The organism is Acidithrix sp. C25 (assembly GCF_904848545.2).
Map to the genome: position 1 here is coordinate 438,400 of NZ_CAJHCI020000007.1, position 25,484 is coordinate 463,883.

Here is a 25,484-nt window from a genome sequence, read left to right on the forward strand (position 1 = left end):
AATGCCTGGTCCGTGAGCACATAGGTCCTGTTTGTAAAGAAAAGAAGGTGAGTTCACGGTGAAACCCTTCAGCGGATGTTGCCGCCTACGAGGGGATCAAAGTTTTTCGATCACCGCTAATAGAGAGGGTGCCGAATGACCGTGGTCTGCGATATCCGTGATCTTTTCAAGTCGCACGATCTTCTGATCCACAAAGGCCTCTGTGACTTCGGAGTCGTCCATCAGTAGGTCTGGATCTGATGGCCCGACTATTCCGAGCGATTCGATATGGTGTCCAATTAGAAATAGGTGTCCGCCCAAACTTATTCTCTTAATGGCCTTTTTATACAGCTCTAATCGCAAGGTTCTTGAAGGGTGAATGTTAGCAATAACGATTAGGTCATAGCTGTCATCTTGATCTAGAAAGTCAAAGATGTCGCTACAGATCGTATCTACTTTCACTCCCGCTTCATTTGCCGCTCTGGCTAATCTTTCAAGGGCAACGCTGGAAAAATCTACCGCTGTCACCTCCCAGTTGGTTTTAGCTAAGTACATTGCATTGCGGCCTTCGCCGCATCCTAGGTCTAACGCCTTGCCAGGGGAAAAGTTTGATATAACATCAGCGAGCTTGGGATCTGGTTCTGGAATCCAAAGTCGATCGATCCCTGCATAGCGCTCGTTCCACATTTGTGCATTACTCACGATTAACCTGCTTTCCAAGTTGTAGAGGTCATATGCTATTTACGCCTTTAACTGTAGTATATACTACAGATTGACCTATAGGTGCGGTGATGCCAAAAGAACGGTATATCGAGATTTTTTTCGTCACCTTCAAATCACCAAAACGCGCCATCTCTGATAATTGTGCCTGCGCCTGTTACTCATGGGTTTATCTTCTTTTACGTCTCCCATAGGATGCGGAGATGTAAAAGAAGATGTCGATAGCAGCTATTTTGGTAATGAGTGGCTCCGTGGGGAGTTTCTAGGCGACAAAGTATTTAGCTCGGGGGTGGTGGCAGATTATCGCAGTAGTTGTCTGTTCGGGGTGAAGTTGAAAGCCCTCTGAGACTTCAATGCCGATCCGTGTCGCGCCTAAGAGCGATACGAGCTTTTCATTGTCTTCTAGCTTGGGACAAGCTGGATAGCCAAAGGAGTATCGACCACCTCGGTAACGTTGGCGAAATAGCCCGAGGACTGAATTGTCGTCCTCATCTCCAAAGCCCATTTCGACCCTGATGCGTAGGTGCCAAAGTTCCGCAAGTGCCTCTGCCATCTCAACGCCAAGACCATGAAGGCGAAGATATGCATTGAAGTCACCGCCTTCAAAGAGTTTTGCTGTACGGGCCGAGACCTCAGATCCCATGGTTACCGCGTGCATTGCGATGTAGTCGACCTCGGGCGAATCATAAGGTCTAAAAAAGTCAGCTATGCAAAGGTGGGGTTCAACCTTTTGACGGGGGAAATCAAAGGTTTCAATCACCTTAGATCGGCTTTCGTCTTCATATATCAGGAGTTGGTTTCCCGCTGAAGCAGCCACAAAGTAGCCATAGGCCACTTTGGGGATTAGGCAGTTGCTCGCTTTGGCCTCTTCGAGCTCCAATCGAAAGATTGATCGAATTCTCTCTTTGAATTCTCCGTCGCTTTCACCATTTTCGGGCCTAAATCCCCATTGATTGCGAAAGAGTGCAGTTTCATTTATAAAACCTGCGATTTCGTCGATTGAAATTCCAGAGACTATTCGGGTTCCAAGAAATGGAGGCTTGTAGATCTTGTTGTCTATCGCAACTTCAGAGGACCGTATGGCTGCAACTTCTGGGAGAGATGACATCGTCTCTGAGCGCTTTGGCCCCAGTTTTCGCTCGGAGAGTTTGCGTCCAAAATCGTCATCTTGTATTGAACCCTCTCTTATTTCTGCCAACTTGTTCATGACGTCCAAGCCCTCGAATGCATCTTTGCCGTAAAAGAGACGACCTTGGTAGATTTTTCTGAGGTCTTGTTCGACGTAAGTCCTTGTCAGTGCGGCTCCACCGAGTATGACGGGAATCGATGAGAGCTCTCTGGAATTCAATTCCTCTAGGTTTTCTCGCATGATAAGCGTAGATTTGACCAAAAGACCACTCATGCCAATTGCATCTGCTTTTATCTCAATTGCCTTGGCGATCATCTCAGAGATTGAAACTTTGATGCCGAGGTTGTGTACTTCATAGCCGTTATTGGAGAAGATGATATCTACTAGGTTTTTGCCAATGTCGTGGACGTCACCCTTGACTGTGGCCAAGACGATCCTTCCCTTTTTATTGGCTTGTCCTTTTTCAAGATATGGCTCCAGATACGAGATAGCACGTTTCATCGCTTCGGCCGAGGAGAGGACGAATGGAAGCTGCATTTGGCCCGCTCCAAAGAGTTCACCCACTACCTTCATGCCAGATAGGAGATATTCATTGATAATTTCCAGTGCTGGAATTCCACTCTCTAGCGCGTCATGGAGATCGGCGACGATATTATTTTTGTCCCCATCGATGATTCTTCTTTGGAGACGTTCGGAGATGGGAAGAGACGCTAAATCCTCCTTCACCGCCGCCTTTTCATTGACACCTTCGAAGAGGTCGATAAGGGCCGAGAGGGGATCGTAGTCGGCGGTGCGACGATCGTAGATGAGGTCGAGGCAAACCTGCTTTTGTTCTGGTGGAATCTTTGAAAGGGGAACGATCTTTGATGGATGCACGATTGCGGCATCCAATCCTGCAGCAGTGCACTCTGCAAGAAAGACCGAGTTGAGGACCGTTCTTGCGGCCGGCTTCAATCCGAAGGAGATGTTTGAGAGGCCAACTATGGTAAAGACCCCCGGTAGTGACTCCTTGATCTTTCGGATGCCCTCTATTGTCTCGATTCCATCTTTACGAGATTCTTCCATGCCAGTTGAGATTGGAAGCACCAATGGGTCAAAAAAGATATCTGCCGCGCTAAGTCCATATCGATTAGTCGCTATCTCATAGATGGCTTTAGCTGCCGCTACCTTCCATTCTTTAGTTCGTGCCTGGCCTTCTTCGTCGATACAGGTTGCAACTACAGCTGCTCCATATTTTTTGGCAAGGCGACAAAATAGATCAAATCGAGTTCCGGGAGCATCTCCGTCTTCCAAGTTCACCGAGTTTAAAAGCGCTCGCCCGCCAAGGTGCTTGAGACCAGTCTCGATCACAAGGGGCTCAGTTGAATCTAAAACGATCGGTAGTGTTGAAGCCGTCGCCAATCGACTGGCGAGTTCCTCCATGTCTGCAACGCCATCTGCGCCTGTGTAATCGACGCAGAGGTCAATTGCATCAGCACCCTCTTTTACTTGATCTTTGGCGATCTCGATGCAGGTATCCCAATCACCCTGGAGCATGGCCTCGCGAAAACGTTTGGATCCGTTGGCGTTGGTTCGCTCTCCCACTGAAAAATATGACAGTTCTTGTGTGATTGGTGCGGAACTATAGAGAGAGGCGAGTGCTGGTGGTGCATCTAGGGTCACAAATTTCGGCACCTGGTCGGTGATTATCTCTCTTACTGCTGCGATATGTTCGGGTGTTGTCCCGCAACATCCACCTACGATTCGAACTCCGAGTTCGTTGATGAAGCGGTGGTGATGTCTAGCGAGTCCTTCTGGCGTTAGGTCGTAGTGCATCTTTCCGTCCACTACCGAAGGAAGACCTGCGTTGGGTTGCGCGGAGATCGGGAGTGTGGTGTTTTGATGGAGATATCGAAGGTGCTCACCCATCTCTTCGGGTCCAGTGGCGCAATTCATTCCAATTACGTCGATCCCCATCGAGCGAAGTGCGATTAGCGCGGCAGATATCTCTGTTCCTGGCAGCATCCTCCCGGTCAGTTCGACTGTCACCTGGAGTTGAATCGGAACTTTCTTGTCGAGCTTTTCCATGGCGAGCCGAGCCCCAGTTATTGCAGCTTTAGCCCCTAGAAGGTCATAGACGGTCTCTATTATAAAAAGATCGACACCGCCAACTAAAAGCCCTTCTGCTTGTAGTTGATATCCATCCCTAAGAGTATCGAAGGTCGATTGCCCGAGCGAGGGAAGTTTGGTGCCGGGACCCATAGATCCTGCCACGAAGCGACGATGGGATTTACTGGAGTAGGAGTCTGCGACCTCTCGAGCCAACAATGCACCTATGCGATTTAATTCAAAGGCTCGATCCTGCACTCCATATTCGCTAAGAACGATTGGAAATGACCCAAAGGTATTGGTCTCAATTACGTCGCTTCCAACTTCTAAGAAGCTAGCGTGGAGCTCTCTTACCACGTCAGGACGGGTTAAGACAAGATTTTCATTCAGTCCTTCCAAGTTCGCTCCGCCAAAGTCGTCGGCGTTTAGGTTCCTCAATTGAAGGTTGGTACCAGTTGCGCCATCGAAAAGTAATACTCTGGTTTTAATTGCCTCTAGATAATCGCTCATATTATTAACCTAGCCAAGATATTTGGATTACATAGTTATTTGGTAATCGTAGGAGACAACGTAAAATCGTGAAAATATATACCCGAAAAGGCGATGACGGAACTACAGGCCTACTCTATGGTGCAAGGGTCGCAAAGGATTCGATTCATATAGAGCTAAATGGCGCCGTGGATGAGGCACAAGCAGCACTCGGTCTTGCCAGATCTTTCTGTGGTAACAATAGCAAATTGAATGAGATTTTGATTGGTCTCGAACGAGATCTATGGGTGCTGATGGCTGAGGTAGCAACGCTTGAGGCATCGCGATCTAAATTGAAAGAGGGAAGTTCCAGGGTTTCAACCAAGATGGTGGAACGAATTGAGGAATTGATCGACGAAATCGCAGATTTGTTCGAGATGCCAAAAGAGTTTGTGGTTCCTGGCTCTAACCAACTTTCAGCGGCCTTGGATCTTGCTCGGACCGTGATTCGACGCTCTGAACGTCTTAGTTTGGGGTTTTGTTCAGAGATCCCTGATTCGGTCGTTGGGGTCTATCTCAATAGATTATCCGACCTTGCTTGGATCTTGGCTCGTTGGTGTGAAGCTGAACACCTATTGGCAAGGGGTTAGTAGGCGCCAATCTTTGAGGGCGAGAGGTGCGCGAATATCTTTTTGTAACTCTTGGTTAGCGGCCAAAGCTACAAAAGGTAGGTTTTGGCTCCGCCTGACCATGCCACATCAAGGCTCCCAGGGAATCAAAACCTCTCAAAATGGTTCTCACTAGCCAAGAGTTCGCAATTTTGGCTAATAAGATTCGCATAGCTTTAATTCGCATACGGTTGAGTCGTTATTGGCGAATTTATGAAAAGGAGTTGAAAACACTTGGGACAAGTTACCTATAGAGTTAGTTCGTTTAACGAAAATGGCGATTTGCCAAATTTCATCTTTGTCTCTCCGGACTCTATTAGCAGTCCACTAGAGGCTCTAGCAGGAGCCACTTTGGCCGACTACGGAGTTGATGCTCTGGGCTTTAGCGCTGGGGCAAATGAGGTTCTGATCCTGCCAAGGCTGAACAATGGGCCCATGGGGCTAATTGGTCTCGCCAACAAGGATTTAAAGGCTGATGAGATTCGTGAAGTTGGAGCTTTGATTGGGCGCGCTAGTTATGGCTTTAGCGAGGTTGTAGTTTCGACCATAGACTTTATTGCCCGGTATGGAGTTGATGCTTTAGGTTATTTGGTTGAGGGAATAGCCATGTCTAGCTATCGCTTTGACAAATATAAGAGCGATCCAAAGGAACTCAAAAAAGCATCGCTTCTAAGCAACGTAACCTTTTTGATTGGCGAAGATGTAGAGAGCTCAGATTGTGATAGAGCGATAGCTCAAGGTGAAGCAATCTCGGATGCAACCAAACTGGCGCGCACTCTAGTAAATGAGCCAGCCGGGTTTCTAACACCCACAGTGTTCGCGAAGGTGGCCGAAGAACTATTTGCCCGCGATCCTTCTATCTCGATTGAGGTTTGGGATGGTGAAAGAATTCAAAGCGAGCGACTGGGAGCGCTTTTGGGAGTAGCGGCCGGATCTTCTCAAGAACCTCGGGTGGTCAAGTTGACCTATGCCCCAGCAAATGCGACCCAAAGCATTGCATTGGTCGGCAAGGGCATAACCTTTGACTCTGGTGGTCTGAACATTAAAAGCTTCGATGGAATGAAGACGATGAAGACCGATATGGGCGGTGCGGCTGCGGTAATTTCGGCTATGTCGGTCCTTGGCCGACTAAATGTCACCAAGAAGGTGATCGGCTTTGCGATGTTGACGGAGAATATGCCAAGTGGTAGCGCAACTAAGCCAGGTGACGTTCTTACCACTAGAAGCGGTAAGACTATTGAAGTTCTCAACACCGACGCTGAGGGCCGATTAGTGCTATCTGACGGACTAACTTTGGCCTCGGAGGAGTCCCCAGACTATATCGTTGATTTGGCAACTTTGACTGGGGCGTGTGTAGTTGCCCTTGGGACCGAGATCGCTGGTGTTCTTGGAAATAGTGACGAGCTAATCTCACGCTTGATAGATGCGGGAGAAGTGTCCGGCGAGGCACTTTGGGAACTTCCTATTCCGCAACGTTACAAAAAGCACATCCGTTCGGAGATCGCTGACATGCGCAATATTGGCGAGGCTGGTCAAGCAGGAGCAACTGCTGGGGCAATGCTTCTAAGTGAGTTTGTAGAAGGTCAGAAATGGGCTCATCTTGACATTGCGGGTCCATCGCGATCGGACTCTGACCGAGGTTACATCTCCCGTGGCGGAACTGGATTCGGTGCCAGGCTCCTGTGTTATCTGCTGCTGGGATCACTGTAGTTGGTTATGACCTAGGTGATGTGACCTAGGTTGATCTTTGAACGACATCGAAAGATTGAGGCGACGACTAGTTTCTTGAGCGCTCGCATCGGCTTCAAATGCGCTAGTCAACTTTGGCACTTTCAGCTTTGATGATTTATTATCTGGCCTGAAAGTGCCAAATCGACTTTATCGATCAGTCGAGATTGACAGAACTAAGTATCTGCTTGGTCTGATCCAAAGCACGGAAAAATGCACACTTCATTGCTTATTATTTTCTAGATCGTCTCGTGGAAACAAAGCTTCTAGAGCCCGCTTTGCTACCGTAGGTTCGATCTTCCACCTGGCTAGATCCTCGATGGCCCTCTCCTCTGACTCATGAGACTCAAGAAGCGAGACGGCAATCGCTACGCTCTGATCCTTAGCCTCTTGTGTTACAGGCGTGCCGTATCCTAGAATTAGAGCTTCGTGGACTTCTTGAAGTCTGATCGGCAGTCTATTTAGTTGACGCTGACTCAACGGCGGCAGTGACCTCCTGAAGGCAAGCTGACCATTAGGAAGTAGCTTTGCCATGTCGAACTGGATGCATCGATTCACCGTTCGGGTGATACTACTGCTAAATCCCTTTGGTGATCCAAGTCCAATTTCGTAAGAAATTGTGTGTAGTGACATCTCTCGGAAGTCACCACTCAGGTCGAAAGCATACGCCATACGTCGCAGAAGAAAGATGCAGCTGGGCCCTAAAATTGGGAGCCAGAAATATTCGACGTAGTTTGTCCTAGGGTCAAAGCCAAGTGATTCCACTAATGGATCTACCCAGGTGCCTACCATGATTCTGCCGTCTTCTTCTTCAATTCCATTATTTGAAATCGCTGTAGATTCGATTTCCGATTGATTGTTGGTGTGGTCACTTGAGTCATTAGGAATGGGATTTCTATTAGAGCGGTCGACAGTCACAGGAGAACCTTTCGAATATAGGGATTGGAGGCAATAATTGCGATTGACCTATATTACATAAATAAAATCGAAATATCTTGAAATATCTTGAAATTTTGGAAATCTATTTTCCGGATATGACTCTGAAATCCAATTGAGTTACTTTTTTATCGGTGAATATCAATTTTGATTTACAGTATTTAGCCTGATTTACTTGTAAGGCATCGTTTTTTTCATCTTGTCTAATGTTTTGAACTAAAAAAATCAAATTATGCTGCGTGGTCATTTTTGAAGATGCGCGAGGGTCGGAAGCCTCCGATACTATTATTTTGGATGCTCAGTTTTTTACCTAATGGATGACGACTTAGTTAACGTTATGGCCAATCCTAAGGATTCGGATTTGCTTGAATATTTTTTGATTAGGTTAAATAAATGTTATCTAGATCTACAACGATAGGTTCCCTATTTGATATGAAGATGCAGCTAGTTATATGGATAGATAGCCAGGTCAGGGTCTTGAATGTTTGTGGAATTTCGCAAATGGACCACTGTTTGCCTTTGGGCGTTTCCGACGTAACGGCAATCATAAGTCCAAATCACCAGGTTGAGATAATTGAAAATTCATATAAAATTATAAAGAGCCTCGTTAACGCTTGAAATCATTCATCCAGATAAGGTCATCTTGATGAAGCCGCACTTGGACCTTTGATGAAGCCGATGGATCATTGTTGGCTGGATGCCCAAGGGCAATGACTCCAATAGGTTCATAGATTGACGGTATGTTGAACGCTTCAAGAAGTAGCGAACGATCCACGGGGAGGCCGAAGAAGAGATATGCGAGACCTGCATCTACGATGGCTAGCTGGACCAACATTGCCGCGAATGCTGTATCGATAGTCCAATATGGTGATGGAAAATCGCTCTCTATCTTTTTTTGCGCATATCGTTTGTCGTCCCTTTGATAGCGATCGATGTAGGCGGACTGATTCGAGAAGGGAATTATCAATACGGGAGCATTGTCAAGCCCTGCGTGGCTTTTGGATTTTTCGCGCCACTGGGGTGTAGCGACGATGGACCAGAATTTTTCCCGTGCCTCTGGGTTGGTTAGGACTAGGAACCGACTTGCTTGGGTGAATCCGGCTGATGGCGCCCGTGTCGCCGCGTGTAATATTGCCTCTAGGACTTCTTTTTCAACAGGGTCTTCCAGGAAGTGGCGATGCGTGCGTCTTTTCTTCAAAACTTCGGAAAATTCCACTGGTCTCCTTATGATAAATCGGACAAATCTCCAGGCTATTGGTCCTTATGATCTGTCACCAAGACGTCCTTTGTCAACGCTTCAAAATCCTTTGTCACCGTTTTAGAGTAGCCTTCGTTTGGGAATGTCGACTTAAATAGTAGAGTTTTATCTCGTAAGGTATTTTAGGAAGCTCAGCCAAGGAGACGACAGTGGCCGGATTTAGAGATTTGCTTGGAAGTATAAAGGGTCAGATTAGGGAGGTTTCTACCCAAGAGGCCCAGGAACTGTTTGAGTTAGGGTGGCTTGGGGTTGATGTGCGCGAAGCGGATGAAGTCGAACAGGGTGCAATCGCGGATTCTTTGTTTATTCCACGTGGAAATCTAGAGTTGCAAATCGAAGGTCGAGTCTCTGACAAGTCTCAGCCTATGGTTGTCTATTGTGCGGGCGGTGTTCGATCTGCGCTAGCTGTCCATTCGTTGACTTTGATCGGCTATGAAAATGTCGTATCGATGGCGGGTGGATTTAATCGCTGGAAGGATGAGGGACGCAATTGGCAAGTTCCAAAGGTTCTAAATGAGCAACAGCGGAATCGTTATCAGCGACATCTTCTACTTCCAGAGGTCGGAACTAAAGGGCAAATGAAGTTGCTTGAATCAAAGGTGCTTCTGCTGGGCGCCGGTGGACTCGGTTCGCCAGCCGCCCTGTATCTAGCTGCGGCAGGCGTTGGTACTTTGGGGATTTTAGATATGGATGTCGTCGATGCTTCTAACCTACAAAGGCAAATTCTCCACAATATGGATCGAATTGGAGAGAGGAAGGTCGATTCGGCCAAGAAGACCCTTTCTTCCTTGAACCCCGATGTGACGGTGGTTACCTATGATCTACGTTTGAATTCTGAAAATATCCTTTCTGTTATTGATGGTTATGACGTCATCGTGGATGGCACCGATAACTTCCCAACTCGATATTTGGTAAATGACGCGTCGTTGATCAAAAAGATCCCAGTCGTGCATGGTTCGATTTTTAGATTTGAGGGTCAAGCGACAGTCTTTCAACCCTACGTAGGCCCTTGTTATCGATGCTTCGTTCCGGAACCACCTCCGCCAGAGTTGGCGCCAAGTTGTGCAGAAGCAGGCGTGTTAGGCGTTTTGCCGGGGATTATCGGCTCGATTCAAGCCATGGAGACAATCAAGATCTTATTGAACATAGGAGAGACATTGGCAGGAAGAATATTGTCATATGATGCGCTTGAAGAGAGTTTTAGGAACTTCAGGATTCGACGAGACCCCAATTGCCCCGCTTGCTCCATAGATCCCACCGAGATCGTGATTTCGGAATACGACGAACTTTGCATGCCCCATCCATCGGCCACTACGGTTTTGAGTCTGCACTAGATTCACGGATATTACCTAATCGCAGTCCTGTTATTGCAGACTGCTTTTTTGGTCTAATTATGAATTTTTCACCAAAGCTATTTATGCCATTATCGGTTGATTCAGGCCAAAGGATACAGGCGGCCTTTGGCTAGAATCTGACAATTCACAGGGCCAGTAACTACGGCGCCAGTGGTAGAGCCTGTTTTGGCATAAAGCTGCCATTGGCCATTGGCGAAAACCAAGGTTTTGTCTTCAGCTGTGGTATCACTCTTGTGATGGCCTGGTTTTATTAGCTTTTTGACATTTATGTCTGAAGAAGTCCCTTGTATCTCTATGGGCAGATCGCTAAGACGGATCGTCGCTCTTGGTTATACGATTCAAAAGACACTAAGCCCTCAGACAATCTCTTTGGCGTCTGGCTGGTCATATGCCAACATACTAGGGACAATGCAATGAAGCAGGATTTGGTCCGAGAGGTTGCTCTTTAAATATTTGTCTTTTTTACACATCGGTGTTCGTTTGTATGTACAATTGTACATATGACTCCTCTTGACTTTGTCATTTCTCTGGGGTTGATCTCAGTTGCCGCTGGGATGCTCGGCTCGCTCGTGGGTCTTGGCGGCGGTGTGGTCATCGTTCCGGTGTTGACTTTACTATTTCACGTTGATATAAGACTTGCCATTGGTGCGAGTATTGTATCGGTTATTGCCACCTCAAGTGGTGCAGCAGCAGCCTATGTCCGGGAGAAGATGACGAACTTACGGGCCGGTATGTTTTTGGAGGTTGCGACGACTACTGGTGCAGTAACGGGTGCTTACCTCACGACGCTGTTGCCTACTCGGTTCTTGTTTCTGCTTTTCGGGGTGGTTCTTGCCTATTCAGCGGTCGCTACCTTCCAGCGTCGTCGTGCTGCGGCACCTCTTAGCGTCTCGAGCGATCGAATCGCTAACGTTCTAGAGCTTCATGGTGAGTACTTTGATGAAGCGGAACAAAAGGAGATTTCATATAAAGTTACCGGCACCAAACTTGGCTTGTTCATGATGTATGTAGCCGGCTTGGTGAGTGCTCTGCTGGGCATTGGATCGGGTGCTCTAAAAGTGCCGGCAATGGATTTGGCTATGCATCTTCCAATGAAAGTTTCGACAGCCACTAGTAATTTTATGATCGGTGTAACTGCTGCAGCTAGTGCGGGGGTTTATTTTGCTCGAGGTCAGATTGACCCCATCATCTCTGCCCCCGTTGCCATCGGAGTTCTAATTGGAGCTACGGTCGGTTCGAAGGTTTTGGGAAAGCTAAAGAGTCACGTAATTCGTTTGATCTTTGTAGTTGTGTTGATCGTCATTTCGCTTGAGATGTTGCAGAAGGGGGTGTTTTAGTTGAGGCTTACCAGGCGTCCTCCTGAGACAGAAGAACAAGCCAAGGTAATGAACGAAAAGATTCGAATGACCGAAATCACCATTTCGCTCGTGCTTCGAATCGGAGTCGCTCTAAGTGTGGCAATCTTCATCGTTGGTTTGGTGGTGATGTTTGCTCATCACCCCGCATATGCAAAGCTGTCGGGTTCGCTCTCTTTTCACTCTTTGACATCGCCGTCATCACAATTTCCGCATTCATTTAGCGGCTTGTGGAATTCGCTCGCCAAAGGACAGGGTAGGGGAATAATTGTACTCGGTACGATGGTGTTGATTATTACTCCAGTTTTACGAGTCGCGGTCGCCATAGTCTCTTTTTCAATCGAGAAGGACCCAGCTATGACTATCGTTACCATCTACGTCTTTGCTGTGCTCATTCTTTCGTTTTTTTTGGCAGGAGCTTGAGCTTGAGCGCGATAGATCGCTCAAGCCCACTTCCGCTTTGGGCGCAAATCTGTGAGGATTTGCGAGATCGAGCTGGCACGGGTGAATTTGATGGACGCTTTCCTACCGAAGAAGAGCTAGCTCGTCTCTATGGAGTAAGTCGCCAGACCGTACGTGAGGCGATCCGACGACTCGAGTCCGAGGGCTTGGTGGTTCGTCAAAGGGGACGAGGGACCAGATTGGTTTCTCGCACGGTTTTGGAGCAGCCACTCCACTCTCTCTATAGCATGGCCACGACGGTGAGCTCGCAAGGTTTTGCAGAGCGTAGCGAAGTCGTGGCCCGCAAGCGTGAAACTCCACCTTTTGAGGCGGGAGAATTTCTAGGAAGTTCAGTTGTGGATGCCATTTATATCGAGAGAATTCGCTTTGCAGGTGACGATCCAATTGGGTGGGATCGGTCCTGGTTGCCCTGGGATCGAGCGGCAAATCTTCTAGAGGCCGATCTCTCCAAAGGGGGCCTCTACGAGGCACTTGATCGCTTTTGTGGTATCAAGATAACCGGTGGTTGGGAGAAGATTCAACCAATCGTTCCATCGAGTTATGAGAGAATGCGCCTTGGCATATCAAAAGATGTGGGGGCCTTTTCGATCAACCGACTTGCCATATCTGGAAACGAGGCTATCGAATGGCGGAGAAGTCTAATTCGTGGAGATCGCTATGCCCTCGTTGCAAATTGGCCCGGTGGAGAGTCGCCAACTCTTTAGGTAGCGTTGTGGAATAATCAGGTATAATAGATTCACTACCTAAGTGTCAAGAGCGAGAAGGAGGTGCGCCAATGAAACTCGAACCTCCTAGTAACTGGCGTTCTCCAGCTTCTGCTCAGGTATTGATACACATCGGCTAACTACACAGTTGTTGCCTACGTCCACCGGTGGTCTCGTCGGATTCTGCATTGATCGACCAACCTGGACGCCAAGATCCATATCGGTTACTGAGCTTGGAGAACGCCTGCCAACAGTTTGCTCGTGCACGCCCAAGACTGCACTCGTTCCCAGCCCCAGAAGCGTCATTTGACGCGTCCATTCTCAGATTCCAGGATACCACCATGACCGAGATCATTTTTTTCGTTGCTGCTGAAGCGTTGAACACGCTTCACGGAGATAGCTATAGGAACCAGTTCCAAGCTCACCTGTTCGACTGCTCGCCTCGACACGTGTTGGAGGGTTGCCGTCGATGATAAAGATCGCCACTACCGAAGCTCTCGAGGGCACCGCCGTTCTCGATGACGCTCACCTCGGCGACATCCAGGGTGCGTTCGGCACGATCGCCCTTGGCGACGTTGCCCCTCGCCGTAACCTGTCGGCGAAGCTCAAGACACTCCTTGCTATCGTTGGACCAGGACTCATAGTTATGGTTGGCGACAACGATGCCGGTGCGTTTGGCACCTACACGCAGGCTGGACAGAACTACGGAACGCACCTCCTCTGGACCCTCCTCCTCCTCGTTCCCGTCTTGTACGTGAGCCAGGAGATGGTGCTGAGACTTGGTGCCGTGTCCGGCGTCGGACACGCTCGCCTCATACTGGAAAGGTTCGGGAAGTTTTGGGGAGCGTTCAGTGTCATCGACCTGTTCATCCTCAACGCCCTCACGATCGTAACGGAGTTCATCGGGGTCACGCTTGCGACGGGATACCTCGGGCTACCCAAGGTCCCGTCCGTGATCCTGGCAGGCGCCGTCGTTGTTGGAGCAGCGAGCACGGGGAGCTTCCGTCGCTTCGAGCGGGTGTGCCTCATTCTCGTTGCTGGGTCGCTTGTCCTCATTCCGATCTACTTGATGGTCCACCCACCTGTCGGGCAGATGGTGCACAACTTCGTCATCCCTGGTTTTCCGCACGGAGCCCAGGTCTCGACGGTCATGCTCCTCATCATCGGGATCGTTGGAACGACGGTCGCCCCATGGCAGCTCTTCTTCCAGCAGTCGTACGTCATCGATAAGAGGATTACTCCTCGGTTCATCAACTACGAGCGGGCCGATCTCTGGATTGGGATTGGGCTAGTCGTCATTGGTGCGGCTGCCATGTTTGGGTTTTCCTCTGCCGTGTTTGCAGGGCACCCGGAGTTCGGCAACTTCACGAACGCAGCAGGTGTCTCTGCGGGGCTTGCGAAGTATGTCTCTCCGCTTGCTGGGGACCTCTTTGCCATCGCCCTCCTGGATGCGAGCATCATTGGAGCCGCTGCTGTCGGCCTTGCGACGGCGTACGCAAGCTCGGACGTGCTTGGTTTCAATCACTCCCTTCACCGTCCCGTGAGTAAGGCGAAGGGCTTCTACCTCTCCTACGCTGGATTGATAGCGCTCTCAGCAGCGCTCGTCATCATTCCGGGTGTGCCGCTCGGCTTGTTGACCGAAGGTGTCCAGACGCTCGCAGGCGTGCTCCTACCAAGTGCTGTCGTCTTCCTCATGCTGCTTTGCAATGACAAAGAAGTGCTGGGCCCGTGGGTCAACGGCAGGAAGCTCAACATCCTCACGTCGGCGATCATTTGGGTGCTTGTCCTGCTGTCTATCATCCTCACGGCAAGTGTGCTCTTTCCGAGCATCACGACGATGCAGATCGTGGCCGTGATGGGTGGCGGAGTGGCAGTCGGCCTCGTTCTTGGCCTTTACGTGCTCGTGCAATCCCGTCGGACGACGATCGCTCTAGCTGTTGCCAGCGTCGAGCCAATGGATCGTCGGACCTGGAGGATGCCAGCACTCGCAACGCTGAAGACACCGGTCATGTCCACCCAGCGCAAGATTGGGCTCATGACGCTCCGTGGTTACCTCATCATTGCTTTTGCCCTCGTCGTCGTGAAGATCGTCGAGGTCGCAGTTCGCTGAGATGTCGACTGTTGTCGGCCCAGCACCACGGGGTGATTCCGTGATGCTGGGCCGGTGGCAGAAGGTCCCTTTCGTGGTTCTTGTGGTTTTTTCTCTCCCCGACTCACTCGTGAGTCGCTTCTCTGTGCGCGGCCGTTGGCGAATATTCAACTCTTTGAAGTCACCTTGTAAACAGCGGAATTAAATTGACCCACCATCAGCGATAAAAATTGACCCACCCAACAGACAATACTCTTGAGTGAATATCCACTTTCACGAAGGAGTTTTACATGCTGAAGGGTAGGCCACTTATGAACATATTTGATTTGAAGCAACAAGGTCTCAGTTACCGAGAAATTGCCCGAGAAACTGGACATTCAAGAAACACCGTACGTAAATATCTAAGAGACGGAGCAAGTTCTAAACCAATCGAGACAAAGCCACAACGAAACTCAAAACTCGATCCCTATAAGTCTGAGATCGATCGACTTGTATCTGAAGGACTTCTGAGCGTTCCGGCAATCATGTCAAGAATTGTTCCACTGGGTTATACCGGTAAAGAAAGTATCTTGAGAACATATGTCAGTAGTATCAGACCACCGGCAAAGCCAAAACAGGTAGCTATCAGGCGATATGAAACCCAACCAGGTAAACAGTGTCAGTTCGATTGGGGAATATTTAGCTATGTCGATTCGAGAGGAACAAAAAGACATATTCCCGGACTATATGTAACACTTGGACGAAGTCGCAGGAGTTATCTGGAATTTGCACTGAGTGGCGATATATACGGTCTTATAACTTGTCTGATCAATGCCTTTTTCTACTTTGGTGGACTAACCGATGTGTTTCTCACTGATCATATGAAGACCGTGGTAATCGGTGGAAACGGAAAAGACGGATATCAGTTCAACTCGCAAATGGCAGATCTGGCTAATTTCTTGGGAATATCAATCAAACTATGCAGAGTGAGACGGCCAGAAACCAAAGGCAAGGTAGAACGAGGGATTAGATATGCCAAGGAGAACTTCTGGCCTGCTAGAACCTTTAGCGATCTAGCTGATCTAAATCAACAAGCCCTTATCTGGTGTAGCGAAGCAGATAACCGGATTCATCAAAGTCTCGGTATTACCCCAAATGAAGCCTTCATAGTAGAACAGCCACACTTAGGACCACTTCCAACCCGGGAGACATTGTACGGTTTTGAAAAGAGAATCAGAAAGGTAACAGCTGATTCGTTTGTCTCATTTGCTGGAGTCAAATACGGAGTACCTTGGAAATACTCACTTTCACAGGTAGAGGTACTTCCAAAAGAGCGAACCGTTGAGATTTATTCAAACGGAGAGTTGATAGCTTCTCATCAACTTACCTACCAAAAGCGCTCGTTGGTTTACCTTCCTCATCAATACAGCGGGATCACTGCTGAAGCTGGCAGACTGGCTCCTCCGGTACTTGTAAGACAAATCATTGACACTTCAGTTGAGATCCGTTCGCTTGATGAATATGTGGAGGCTGCAAATGTTAGATCTTGAATTAGCTCAAAACCAGCTAGTAGAACTGGGTCTTGGCCATATGGCTGAACTATTAGATGCCAAGGTATCTTCTGCAACTGAAAAAGACCTTTCCTATTTGGCATTTCTATCTGAACTATTGGGAGTTGAAATTGAATCAAAAAGAAAAAGGACCTATGAGATAAGACTGCAGACCGCGGGACTGCCGTTTAGGAAGTCATTTTCAGATTTCGACTTCAACTTCTGTCCAAGTATTGATAAGGCATTTATCTCTGAACTACGTTCTCTGGCCTTTATCTCTAGTGCCACCAACCTGGTCCTTTTGGGTCCGCCCGGGATCGGCAAGACTCATATTTCTGTAGCACTTGGTCTTGAGGCAATCGCTGGTGGATTCTCTTGTTATTTTACTACATTGTCAAAAATTGCAAACGACCTTTCCAGTTCCTACAGTCCAACCAAGATGCGAAAGTACACCTCTCCTAAGGTACTGATAATCGATGAAATGGGATATAGGCCACTTGATCGAATGGCAGCGAATTATTTCTTTGACATTATCTCCGCCAGATACGAAACCGGAACCGTAATCCTTAGTTCCAATAAGGGCTTTTCCGAGTGGGGCGATCTCTTCTCAGATCAAGTACTAAGTACTGCAATTTTAGACAGACTGTTACACCACTGCCATGTAATCAACATCAAGGGCAACAGCTACCGGCTCAAGGATCGAATCAAACAAGGAATCTATACCAACCCACAAACTGGTGACAACGCCAAGAAAGGTGAAGAGGTGGAAAAATGAAAACTTCCTATCATCACTTCCGCTACCTAAGCGAACCTAATCCGGTCTCAAATGATTTCCAATCAGTGGAAGAGATACAAGTACCGAAGAGCCAATACCTATTTCATAACGTTACGGAACTATCTCAGCTGGGATCACTAGAGCGAACCCGAGAACCATTTCATAACGTTACGGAACTATCTCAGCTGGGATCACTAGAGCGAACCCGAGAACCATTTCATAACGTTACGGAACTACCTATCTCAAAGATCTGCGAGAGACAGGGGTGTGATCAAATACTTCCGGAACATTGCATAGGAAGACCACAAAGGTATTGCTCAGCAGCTTGTCGTATGGCAGCTCATAGACAGAGGAAAAGAGGCCCGATTAGAGCAGAGGTACATTTTGGTTCTGCAACTACTCGGAGTAGACCAGAGGAGCGATCCTGGATGGTCAAGTTACTTCGAGATAATGAAGAAGTGATAGTCACCTTCGGTCAAACTAGAGATAATGCAGAACGTCTTACTGCTCGGCTAAACGAATTTCTCTACTGAGATTTTCAGATACACGGTGACTTAGAAATGAGACACTTTTACTGACACCAACAACTACTATTGAACTCAATTGGGTGGGTCAATTTTAAACCGCTGATGTGGGTCAAAAAAACGTCGCTGTTTACACACCTGGAACATCCTCGAACGCTATAGAAGAGCCAGAGTTTCTCCAGCTTCAGAGGGCTGCCCTTTAGCACTACTCTCAGTTTAGGGTTGGCCATAATCCTTATGGAGAGACGAAGATGACTTTCAAATCCAGTAATGGGAGGTTGACGCACAAGTAAATCTCAAATAAACGAGGCATCTGATACCGAATTTTAGGTACATTAATGGTGGTCGCAAGGTTCAATATTGAGTGGTTGCCAGTTGTGGAATAGTCACATTGTGATCCAAATCGATCTATTGGTCTTTGGGCATCTTATTTAGAGTTGAGCTAAATGTGATGTTGACTTAATTTAATCCATTACCTCTTTAGGAAATGTAAAATTGTTCTTGGTTTTAATGCGGATTTGATGTCAACTCGACTCCAGTGCGCTCATTAGAGTATCATCTATGCCATGACTTTTGGTGATCATCGAACCGATTCTGGTATTGAAATTGACGCACTTTATGATGGCACTAATTTGGATGGATTTGATTCAGCCTCAAAATTAGGTGCTCCCGGGCAGTATCCCTATACTCGTGGGGTCTATCCAAATATGTATAGAGGCAAACTGTGGACCATGCGCCAGTATGCAGGTTTTGGAAGCGCTAAGGCAACCAACGAGCGCTTTAAGTTTCTGCTCAAGGCAGGACAAACAGGCTTGTCGTGTGCTTTTGACCTTCCGACTCAGATGGGCTATGACTCGGATCATCCTCGCGCCTTTGGGGAGGTGGGCAAGGTCGGTGTAGCTATAGATTCCATTGAAGATATGCGAGATCTACTTGATGGTCTTCCCCTCGATAGGGTGACAACCTCGATGACTATCAACTCCACCGCTTCAATCCTTTTGCTCCTATATCAGTTGGTTGCTGAAGAGGCTGGAATAGAGTCATCCAAGCTAGGCGGCACGATCCAAAATGATATCCTCAAAGAGTATGTGGCGAGAGGCACTTACATCTTCCCGCCGAGGCCTTCGATGAGGATAATCACTGATATCTTTGCCTACTGTAATGAACACATGCCTGCTTGGAATACTATTTCAATCTCGGGATATCACATTCGTGAAGCTGGATCAACTGCGGTTCAAGAGATTGCATTTACAATTGCCAACGCCATTGCATATGTAGAGGCGGCAATAACGGCTGGCTTAGAGGTTGATGAATTCGCCCCGAGGCTCTCGTTTTTCTGGAATGCGCATAACAATCTCTTTGAAGAGGTGGCCAAGTTTCGCGCATCACGGCGGATTTGGGCAGATATTATGCGGAATCAATTTGAAGCAAAGGATCCAAAGAGCCAATTGCTTAGGTTTCACACTCAAACCGGCGGTTCCACTCTGACTGCGCAGCAGCCTCAGGTGAATCTGGTGAGAGTAGCCATCCAAGCCCTTTCTGCAGTTTTAGGGGGAACTCAATCTTTGCACACCAATGGGTTTGACGAGGCCCTGGGTCTTCCAACTCAGCAGGCTGCTAAGTTGGCTCTGCGCACCCAGCAGGTGATTGGATATGAATCAGGCGTAACCGACACAGTTGATCCTCTTGCCGGTTCTTACTTTGTTGAAAGTTTGACCAACGAAGTTGAGTCGATGGCACTTGAATATCTCGCCAAGATAGCGGAAATGGGTGGAGCGATAGCGGCTATCGAAAATGGATACATGCAGGATGAAATTGAGCAAGCGGCTTATGATTACGCGCGATCTATCGACTCTAAGGCAAAGATAATTGTAGGTGTAAACGAGTTTGTCGAAGAGGAAGAGGTAGCAACAGAGGTCTTTCCGATTGATCCAGCGCTCCAAGAGGAGCAATGTGAACGTGTGGCTAAGCTACGTGCCGATCGTGACAACTCGGCCGTGAAAGAGCGACTTTCAGAGCTCTATAGCGCAGCTAAAGGTGATGCAAATCTGATGTATCCAATGAAGGCTGCGCTGCGCGCAAATGCAACATTAGGCGAAGTTTCCGATACGCTAAGAAGTGTATTTGGGATATATATTCCAAGAGGGTAACCTAGAGGCGTGAAATTTGTAATTATTGGCGGAGGACCCGCAGGAGTTGAGGCCGCGACCCACGCAGCCCGTATGGGAGCCGAAGTCGTTTTGATTGAGCGCGATATCGTGGGTGGTGCTGCCAATCTATGGGATTGCATCCCCTCGAAGGCTATGATCTCCACTGGAGCCGTTCTGGCTCTTACAAAACGGGCCGAAAAGATGGGCCTAATGCCAATTACGGCACAGATCGATCTGGACTCGCTAAAGAGTCGGGTCTCATCGATAACGGGGCGTCTCGCCGCGTCCAAGATGGCACTTTTGAAGAGTCAAGGCGTGACTATCATCAACGGCGTAGGAAGAATGGTCTCTCCAACTCGAATCCAGGTAGAGGCTGAAGACGGCATTCGTGAGATAGAGTCCGATGCAGTACTTTTGTCAACAGGCTCTCGTCCACGTATTCCAGATTGGGCTGTAGTAGATGGTCAAAGGATTCTATCGACGAGGGATGCATATCCACCGCCTGTCATTCCTGAGCATTTGATCGTCGTTGGTTCTGGTGTTACGGGCGTGGAATTTGTTCATATGTTTAGATCCTTTGGCTCTAAGGTCTCTTTGATCGTCTCACGTCAGCAAGTATTGCCCGCTAAAGACCCTGAAGTGGCTGCAGCCCTTGAGGCAGACTTTTTAGAGTCGGGGGTAAAGCTATATAAGGGGGCAAGGGCTATTGGCCTCAAACAGGATGTGGATGGCGTCTCTATTGAATGTGACGATCAGAGGGTTATCAGTGGTTCACACGTGCTCTTTGCCATTGGCTCTATCCCAAATTCAGATTCGCTAGGGCTAGACGCTGCTGGTGTTTATGTTGATCGTTCAGGCCACATTCCTGTCGATCACCACTGTGTTACTAACCTGAGAAATATCTATGCAGCCGGTGATATCTCAGGAAAGCTTCCGCTTGCCTCTGTGGCATCGATGCAAGGGCGCAAGGTGGCAGAACATGCTCTTGGACTCGACTCAAGGACGCACCGTCATCTTGATTACGAGAAGGCTGCATCTGCAATCTTTACCGAACCAGAGATCGCCGACGTAGGCTTAGCCGAGGCGGAAGCTTTTGCGCTTGGACGAAAGATTCGAGTGACTAAAGTTCCATTTGCCGCCAATGCTCGCGCCCTTATTGACGGTGATTCTCGCGGGTTTGTAAAGATTGTCTCCGATCCAGCTACTGGTGTCGTCCTTGGGGGATCAATAGTGGGCCATAATGCCGCTGAACTTATCTCGGTTATCGCTCTGGCGGTGACTGCACATTTGAAGGTAAATGATATCGTAGAGTCTGTTATGGTGCATCCAGCTCTGGCTGAGGCCCTAGCAGACGCTGCGGAGTAGTAGTGCCTTGGTCGGCCGGTTTACATCGCTAAAGCGATCGGCCGAGGGGCCAATTGCGCTTGAATTCAATCTTTATTATATATTTACAAGGGCTAATTTATCACGGGCATATTTTTAAGAGTTGTCCTAGTTTGATTACGATATGGTTTATATTATTCAATTAAATATTCGTAAAATTGGTCTGGTTTTAAACGGCATAGTCTGGCATTTTGCTAAATATGATGTGGCTAAAAGCTGAAATAGATTTAAATTAGAATATTCAGGTAACTATCATTCGAGCCGAATAATGAACTGAGTATTGTTTGATATGGTTTCGCAAGTGATCCTTATAATGGATTTTATCGAAAAGATGTTATTGGGCCAGACCACATCTATAATTTAGCAAGATGTCGAGCATGTGTCACCGGACTCGTGTCATAGTCACTAAAATTTTTCTGGACCGACTAAATTAGGCGCTGTTAGAGGAGCCTTTGGAGCAAGTTCGTAAAGGCATCTCTGCTTGGCAAATCCCAAGGATATCGATTCTATAATGAAGCAATATTGGATCGAGATGTCGCTTTGGCCTATTTTTATTTGGACTGCATCTAACTACAAATCATATCAAGACTGACACTTATTGGTGGTTTGGTTATGTGATTATGGCTGTTGGTATTTCCAATATATTTTAAATTAAAGATTTATAAATATCATTAGATGGGGAATCAATAATATTGATAGGCTAAATCTGACCTAGCGGTTGGCAGAGAGTCTTAGAAGATATTGAGATCATTCAGATGATCAAAAGAGGAGTTTTTAATAGCTTCCAACGCCAAGTTGCAAATGATCAATGTGACAGTAGCCATGGGGATGATTTATACCGATTCGGCTGAGATATTTCTAATTCGAAAGTTGCACCATAGCTCTATCAGCTCTCCTTGGTCGAGGCCACCGATAACGACGAAGCACCATCGGTGGCTGTCTTTTTAAGTTGGAAGATGAAAGCTGATGAAACTTGATTTATGGCTAGCTTCGGTTAGCTGGCCATCTGCTGGCGGAGGGCAATTCGTTTTTTACCGTTTATAAATTCGGCTCTCAATGTTTGATCCGATGCGACTGCGGCGATCGTCCTTGCCATGGCTAGAGCACCTTGCACTACTGCTTTATCGGCACTTTGGGTAATGCAGGCGGCTGTGAATTCGGGTTGATGGTTGACAGCAGGAAGAGAGTCAATGCCAAGAATGGGATGAATTGACGGGATGGCCATTGAAACGTTCGCCATGTCGGTTGATGCCCTCATGGCTGGGGTTGGGGAGGTTGAAATCGTCCTTCCAGAGGCAACTGCCTCTCTTCGGTAGATTGCAGCTAATGTTTCATCAGTTATGAACTCGGAGTATGCCTCAAATTTATGAATGAATTTGAGCTCTGATCCTGTTCCGATTGCGCCAGCTTCAAAACATCTCCTTATGCGTGGAACTAAGGTTTTAAGTTGATTTAGGGTCTCTGCGCGAGCGATGTAGTCAGCTGCTGTCCTCGCTGGAATGATGTTGGGAGCCTCTCCTCCATGGGTAATGAAACCGTGGATCATCTCACCCGGATAGAGCGACTGGCGCAGCAGTCCGATGGCAACTTGTGAGATCGTCATTGCATCTAAAGCATTGATGCCAAGTTGAGGAAATGCTGCTGCATGAGATTCTTTTCCCAAGAATTCAACTTCTAGATGCTGAGCTGCTACGCATGGCATTCTATCAAATTCGCTTGGGGCTGGGTGAACCATCATTGATAGATCTATTGATTCAAAGAGGCCAGCATTTAGCATAAGAATTTTTCCGCCGCCACCTTCTTCGGCAGGCGTTCCCATTACGGATAGTTTGAGGCCAAGATCTTCTACTAAAGGTGCGAGGATCAGTCCAGCCCCAATTGCGGCAGCTGCAATTATGTTGTGACCACAGGCGTGGCCGACGTCAGGAAGCGCGTCATATTCTGCACAGATAGCTACTTCCAAGTCTCCATTGCCGATCGTAGCAACGTAAGCGGTCTCCATCTCTGCGACTCCGAAAGCCACGTCATAGTTGGCGTTTGAGAGGATGTCAGCTGTCCAGCGAGATGCTTTAAATTCTTCGAATGCCACTTCGGGGTTGGCATGGATTTTGTGGGAGAGTTCTACTAAGAGATCACCGATCTGGGCAGCAGTGGAGTCAAGTGCTCCATTGATTTGAGTTGACACTTTTCCTCCGAGTTGTCTGTGACACTTAGAGATTATACAAGACTTAATTTGTGGTCATTCGCGCCAATTTTAGATCCTGACGTGAGTCTCTGGCTCTTTTGGGAGATCAATTCAGGTATATGAGAAGATGGCCCTGAATCTCCTTTGATGCTCTCAAAGGCCTTTGGGACCATCTTCTCTATTTATTTTTAGCTTGAATCGTAGCGATCTGCGAAGGGGTATCAGCTAGGAGATTACAACGACAATATCTCCGGTGCCAACCGTATCTCCTGGTTTAACCTTAATTTCGGTTACCTCTCCAGCCTTATCGGCCAAGATTGCATTTTCCATCTTCATCGCCTCTAAGATGCAAACGGTGTCACCCGCGTCAACCTTGTCCCCAACGTTGACTGAAACTTTTACGATCGTGCCCTGCATTGGAACGGAGATCTTCCCGGAACCACCAGTGGCGCCGTGTGCATGCGATCTCGATCTAGGCGAAGCTGCACCCTTTCTTCCAGGTGCCAGAGGGGCAGATGCTACAGAGGTTGCTATCTCAGGGAGGTAGAGGCGAACGTTGATCCTCTTACCGTTGACTTCGGCTGTAACATCTCGTGCCACGACCTCATTGCCTTGATCGTCCGTCGAAGTAGGACGTGCTACCTTTAGGGATTTTAGTTCCTCTACACCCTCAACCCATTTGGTTGAGTGAGTCGCATTTATAAAGTCAGCTTTTTCAAGAAGAATTTGTTGTGCTGGAATTGTAGTAAGAATTCCTTCAATTTGAATTTCGTCAAGAGCTCTGACCATTCGTCGCCGTGCTGACTCTCGGTCTTTACCCCAGACTATTACCTTACCAACTAGGTTGTCGTAAAATTGAGATACCGTATCGCCTTGAATGTATCCTGCATCCAAACGGGTCGCAAAACCGTTAGGTGCGGTGAACTTGGTGATAGTTCCCGGTGAAGGTAGAAACTTTCCGCCGGATGGGTCTTCTGCGTTGATCCGGATCTCAATGGCGTGTCCGGATCTCTTTATTTGGTCCTGAGTGATACCAAGAGGTTCCCCAGCTGCGATTCGGATTTGAAGTTCTACTAGGTCAAGAGAGGTGATCGCTTCGGTAACTGGATGTTCGACCTGGAGGCGCGTGTTCATCTCTAAGAAGTAAAATTCTCCGTCTTGAAAGAGAAATTCTACGGTACCAGCGTTTCTGTAACCACAGGCTCGTGCGACTTTGATCGCCGCCTCTCCCATTCTTTGGCGTACAGAGTCATCAAAGTTAGGTGCAGGAGATTCTTCAATAAGTTTTTGGTGGCGACGTTGGCATGAGCAATCTCGTTCTCCGAGCCAGATCGCATTACCAAAGTTGTCGCAAAAGATCTGCATTTCTATGTGACGTGGCCAAGTTAAATATCGTTCGATGTAGCTCTCAGAGCGTCCAAACGCTTTTTCTGCCTCTCTTTGGGCAGATTCTAGTGCTTGAGCTGCCTCTTGTGGCGAGTTGACTACGCGCATTCCGCGTCCGCCCCCACCGTAGGCTGCCTTGATTGCCACGGGCCAACCGAACTCTTCTCCAAAGGCGATGACTTCGTCTGGTGATTTGATGACTTCTACCGTGCCAGGAACGCCCTCGACGCCTGCTTTTGTAGCAGCGATCCGTGAGGAGATCTTGTCGCCCATCACCTCGATAGCCTCGGGAGGTGGCCCTATAAATGTCACTCCGATCTCGCCAATGGCTCGTGCGAAGTCAGTATTTTCTGAGTAGAAGCCATATCCAGGGTGTAATGCGTCGGCGCCGCTAAGCGTTAGCGCATTGAGGATTGCATCCGTGTTGAGGTAGCTCTCGGCCGCTGTTTGTCCGCCTAAGGCGTAGGCCTCATCGGCCAAGCGTACATGTAAGGCTTCTCGATCTAGCTCGGAGTAGACAGCCACAGTGGCAATGCCCATCTCCTTTGCAGTGCGAATCACCCTTACCGCGATCTCGCCCCGGTTTGCGACAAGAATTTTTTTGAACACCGGT

19 protein-coding genes are annotated in these 25,484 nt (G+C 48.0%); 12 read left to right on the forward strand and 7 right to left on the reverse strand.

Annotated features, from left to right (window positions below; translation table 11 throughout):
* Nucleotides 1-96: 96 nt before the first annotated feature.
* Both ACIDITHRIX25_RS83475 and metH read right to left on the reverse strand, forming a co-directional pair.
* Complete coding sequence (locus ACIDITHRIX25_RS83475; RefSeq protein WP_152625840.1) at nucleotides 97-681, reverse strand: class I SAM-dependent methyltransferase; 585 nt, start codon at nucleotides 679-681, stop codon at nucleotides 97-99.
* 280 nt (nucleotides 682-961) lie between these two features.
* Entirely contained in the window at nucleotides 962-4,426 is a 3,465-nt protein-coding gene (gene metH, locus ACIDITHRIX25_RS83480) for a methionine synthase (RefSeq protein WP_052604525.1), read from the reverse strand.
* Between the two features lie 68 nt (nucleotides 4,427-4,494).
* Here metH and ACIDITHRIX25_RS83485 point away from each other — a divergent pair, with 68 nt between their 5' ends.
* On the forward strand, nucleotides 4,495-5,034 hold the full coding sequence (locus ACIDITHRIX25_RS83485; RefSeq protein ID WP_052604524.1) for a cob(I)yrinic acid a,c-diamide adenosyltransferase: 540 nt from the start codon (nucleotides 4,495-4,497) through the stop codon (nucleotides 5,032-5,034).
* A gap of 252 nt (nucleotides 5,035-5,286) precedes the next feature.
* Nucleotides 5,287-6,762 carry a leucyl aminopeptidase gene (locus tag ACIDITHRIX25_RS83490; RefSeq protein ID WP_052604523.1) on the forward strand — a complete coding sequence of 492 codons (1,476 nt, stop codon included), beginning with the start codon at nucleotides 5,287-5,289 and terminating at the stop codon, nucleotides 6,760-6,762.
* A gap of 240 nt (nucleotides 6,763-7,002) precedes the next feature.
* Here the strand turns inward: ACIDITHRIX25_RS83490 and ACIDITHRIX25_RS83495 are convergent, their stop codons facing one another.
* Nucleotides 7,003-7,698, reverse strand: a complete 696-nt coding sequence (locus ACIDITHRIX25_RS83495; protein WP_052604522.1) for a hypothetical protein — start codon at nucleotides 7,696-7,698, stop codon at nucleotides 7,003-7,005.
* A 625-nt stretch (nucleotides 7,699-8,323) separates the two neighbouring features.
* Nucleotides 8,324-8,932 carry a nitroreductase family protein gene (locus tag ACIDITHRIX25_RS83500; protein ID WP_052604520.1) on the reverse strand — a complete coding sequence of 203 codons (609 nt, stop codon included), beginning with the start codon at nucleotides 8,930-8,932 and terminating at the stop codon, nucleotides 8,324-8,326.
* Nucleotides 8,933-9,123: 191 nt separating this feature from the next.
* Here ACIDITHRIX25_RS83500 and moeB point away from each other — a divergent pair, with 191 nt between their 5' ends.
* From moeB to ACIDITHRIX25_RS83520, 4 genes are all read left to right on the forward strand, one after another.
* On the forward strand, nucleotides 9,124-10,308 hold the full coding sequence (gene moeB / locus ACIDITHRIX25_RS83505) for a molybdopterin-synthase adenylyltransferase MoeB (protein ID WP_052604519.1): 1,185 nt from the start codon (nucleotides 9,124-9,126) through the stop codon (nucleotides 10,306-10,308).
* Nucleotides 10,309-10,829: 521 nt separating this feature from the next.
* A complete protein-coding gene (locus tag ACIDITHRIX25_RS83510) occupies nucleotides 10,830-11,666 on the forward strand; it encodes a sulfite exporter TauE/SafE family protein (RefSeq protein ID WP_052604517.1) in 837 nt (278 codons plus the stop codon).
* Nucleotides 11,667-12,107 (forward strand): DUF1634 domain-containing protein, encoded by a 441-nt coding sequence (locus ACIDITHRIX25_RS83515; RefSeq protein WP_052604516.1) that lies wholly within the window; start codon nucleotides 11,667-11,669, stop codon nucleotides 12,105-12,107. It begins immediately after the preceding gene.
* 2 nt (nucleotides 12,108-12,109) lie between these two features.
* Entirely contained in the window at nucleotides 12,110-12,850 is a 741-nt protein-coding gene (locus tag ACIDITHRIX25_RS83520; protein ID WP_052604515.1) for a GntR family transcriptional regulator, read from the forward strand.
* Between the two features lie 87 nt (nucleotides 12,851-12,937).
* Here ACIDITHRIX25_RS83520 and ACIDITHRIX25_RS83525 read toward each other — a convergent pair whose 3' ends face one another.
* Nucleotides 12,938-13,156, reverse strand: coding sequence for a hypothetical protein (locus ACIDITHRIX25_RS83525; RefSeq protein WP_201731985.1), 219 nt, complete (start codon nucleotides 13,154-13,156; stop codon nucleotides 12,938-12,940).
* Nucleotides 13,157-13,319: 163 nt separating this feature from the next.
* Between ACIDITHRIX25_RS83525 and ACIDITHRIX25_RS83530 the strand changes: the two genes are divergently transcribed.
* The 6 genes from ACIDITHRIX25_RS83530 (at nucleotide 13,320) to ACIDITHRIX25_RS83555 (ending at nucleotide 21,282) form a co-directional block, all read left to right on the forward strand.
* Nucleotides 13,320-14,960, forward strand: coding sequence for an NRAMP family divalent metal transporter (locus tag ACIDITHRIX25_RS83530; RefSeq protein WP_201731986.1), 1,641 nt, complete (start codon nucleotides 13,320-13,322; stop codon nucleotides 14,958-14,960).
* A gap of 269 nt (nucleotides 14,961-15,229) precedes the next feature.
* Nucleotides 15,230-16,468 (forward strand): IS21 family transposase, encoded by a 1,239-nt coding sequence (gene istA, locus ACIDITHRIX25_RS83535; protein WP_201731987.1) that lies wholly within the window; start codon nucleotides 15,230-15,232, stop codon nucleotides 16,466-16,468.
* Complete coding sequence (gene istB / locus ACIDITHRIX25_RS83540; RefSeq protein WP_201731988.1) at nucleotides 16,455-17,243, forward strand: IS21-like element helper ATPase IstB; 789 nt, start codon at nucleotides 16,455-16,457, stop codon at nucleotides 17,241-17,243. The genes istA and istB overlap by 14 nt, the downstream gene beginning before the upstream one ends.
* Entirely contained in the window at nucleotides 17,240-17,776 is a 537-nt protein-coding gene (locus tag ACIDITHRIX25_RS83545; RefSeq protein WP_201731989.1) for a hypothetical protein, read from the forward strand. Before istB ends, ACIDITHRIX25_RS83545 begins: the two co-directional genes overlap by 4 nt.
* Nucleotides 17,777-18,333: 557 nt before the next feature.
* Nucleotides 18,334-19,917 carry an acyl-CoA mutase large subunit family protein gene (locus tag ACIDITHRIX25_RS83550; RefSeq protein ID WP_201731990.1) on the forward strand — a complete coding sequence of 528 codons (1,584 nt, stop codon included), beginning with the start codon at nucleotides 18,334-18,336 and terminating at the stop codon, nucleotides 19,915-19,917.
* Nucleotides 19,918-19,926: 9 nt separating this feature from the next.
* Complete coding sequence (locus ACIDITHRIX25_RS83555; protein WP_052604512.1) at nucleotides 19,927-21,282, forward strand: dihydrolipoyl dehydrogenase family protein; 1,356 nt, start codon at nucleotides 19,927-19,929, stop codon at nucleotides 21,280-21,282.
* A 1,012-nt stretch (nucleotides 21,283-22,294) separates the two neighbouring features.
* Here the strand turns inward: ACIDITHRIX25_RS83555 and ACIDITHRIX25_RS83560 are convergent.
* Both ACIDITHRIX25_RS83560 and ACIDITHRIX25_RS83565 read right to left on the reverse strand, forming a co-directional pair.
* The gene (locus ACIDITHRIX25_RS83560; protein WP_201731991.1) at nucleotides 22,295-23,485 is read right to left on the reverse strand and encodes an amidohydrolase; all 1,191 of its coding nucleotides are present in this window, start codon (nucleotides 23,483-23,485) and stop codon (nucleotides 22,295-22,297) included.
* 225 nt (nucleotides 23,486-23,710) lie between these two features.
* The gene (locus ACIDITHRIX25_RS83565) at nucleotides 23,711-25,480 is read right to left on the reverse strand and encodes an acetyl-CoA carboxylase biotin carboxylase subunit (protein ID WP_201731992.1); all 1,770 of its coding nucleotides are present in this window, start codon (nucleotides 25,478-25,480) and stop codon (nucleotides 23,711-23,713) included.
* Between the last annotated feature and the right edge of the window lie 4 nt (nucleotides 25,481-25,484).

Excerpts from the sequence above, each read along its gene's own strand:
- ACIDITHRIX25_RS83525 (WP_201731985.1), bottom strand. The coding sequence starts at position 13,156 with ATGACGCTTCTGGGGCTGGGAACGAGTGCAGTCTTGGGCGTGCACGAG.
- ACIDITHRIX25_RS83545 (WP_201731989.1), top strand. The coding sequence starts at position 17,240 with ATGAAAACTTCCTATCATCACTTCCGCTACCTAAGCGAACCTAATCCG.
- ACIDITHRIX25_RS83530 (WP_201731986.1), top strand. The coding sequence starts at position 13,320 with ATGATAAAGATCGCCACTACCGAAGCTCTCGAGGGCACCGCCGTTCTC.
- istA (WP_201731987.1), top strand. The coding sequence starts at position 15,230 with ATGCTGAAGGGTAGGCCACTTATGAACATATTTGATTTGAAGCAACAA.
- metH (WP_052604525.1), bottom strand. The coding sequence starts at position 4,426 with ATGAGCGATTATCTAGAGGCAATTAAAACCAGAGTATTACTTTTCGAT.
- ACIDITHRIX25_RS83550 (WP_201731990.1), top strand. The coding sequence starts at position 18,334 with ATGACTTTTGGTGATCATCGAACCGATTCTGGTATTGAAATTGACGCA.
- ACIDITHRIX25_RS83510 (WP_052604517.1), top strand. The coding sequence starts at position 10,830 with ATGACTCCTCTTGACTTTGTCATTTCTCTGGGGTTGATCTCAGTTGCC.
- istB (WP_201731988.1), top strand. The coding sequence starts at position 16,455 with ATGTTAGATCTTGAATTAGCTCAAAACCAGCTAGTAGAACTGGGTCTT.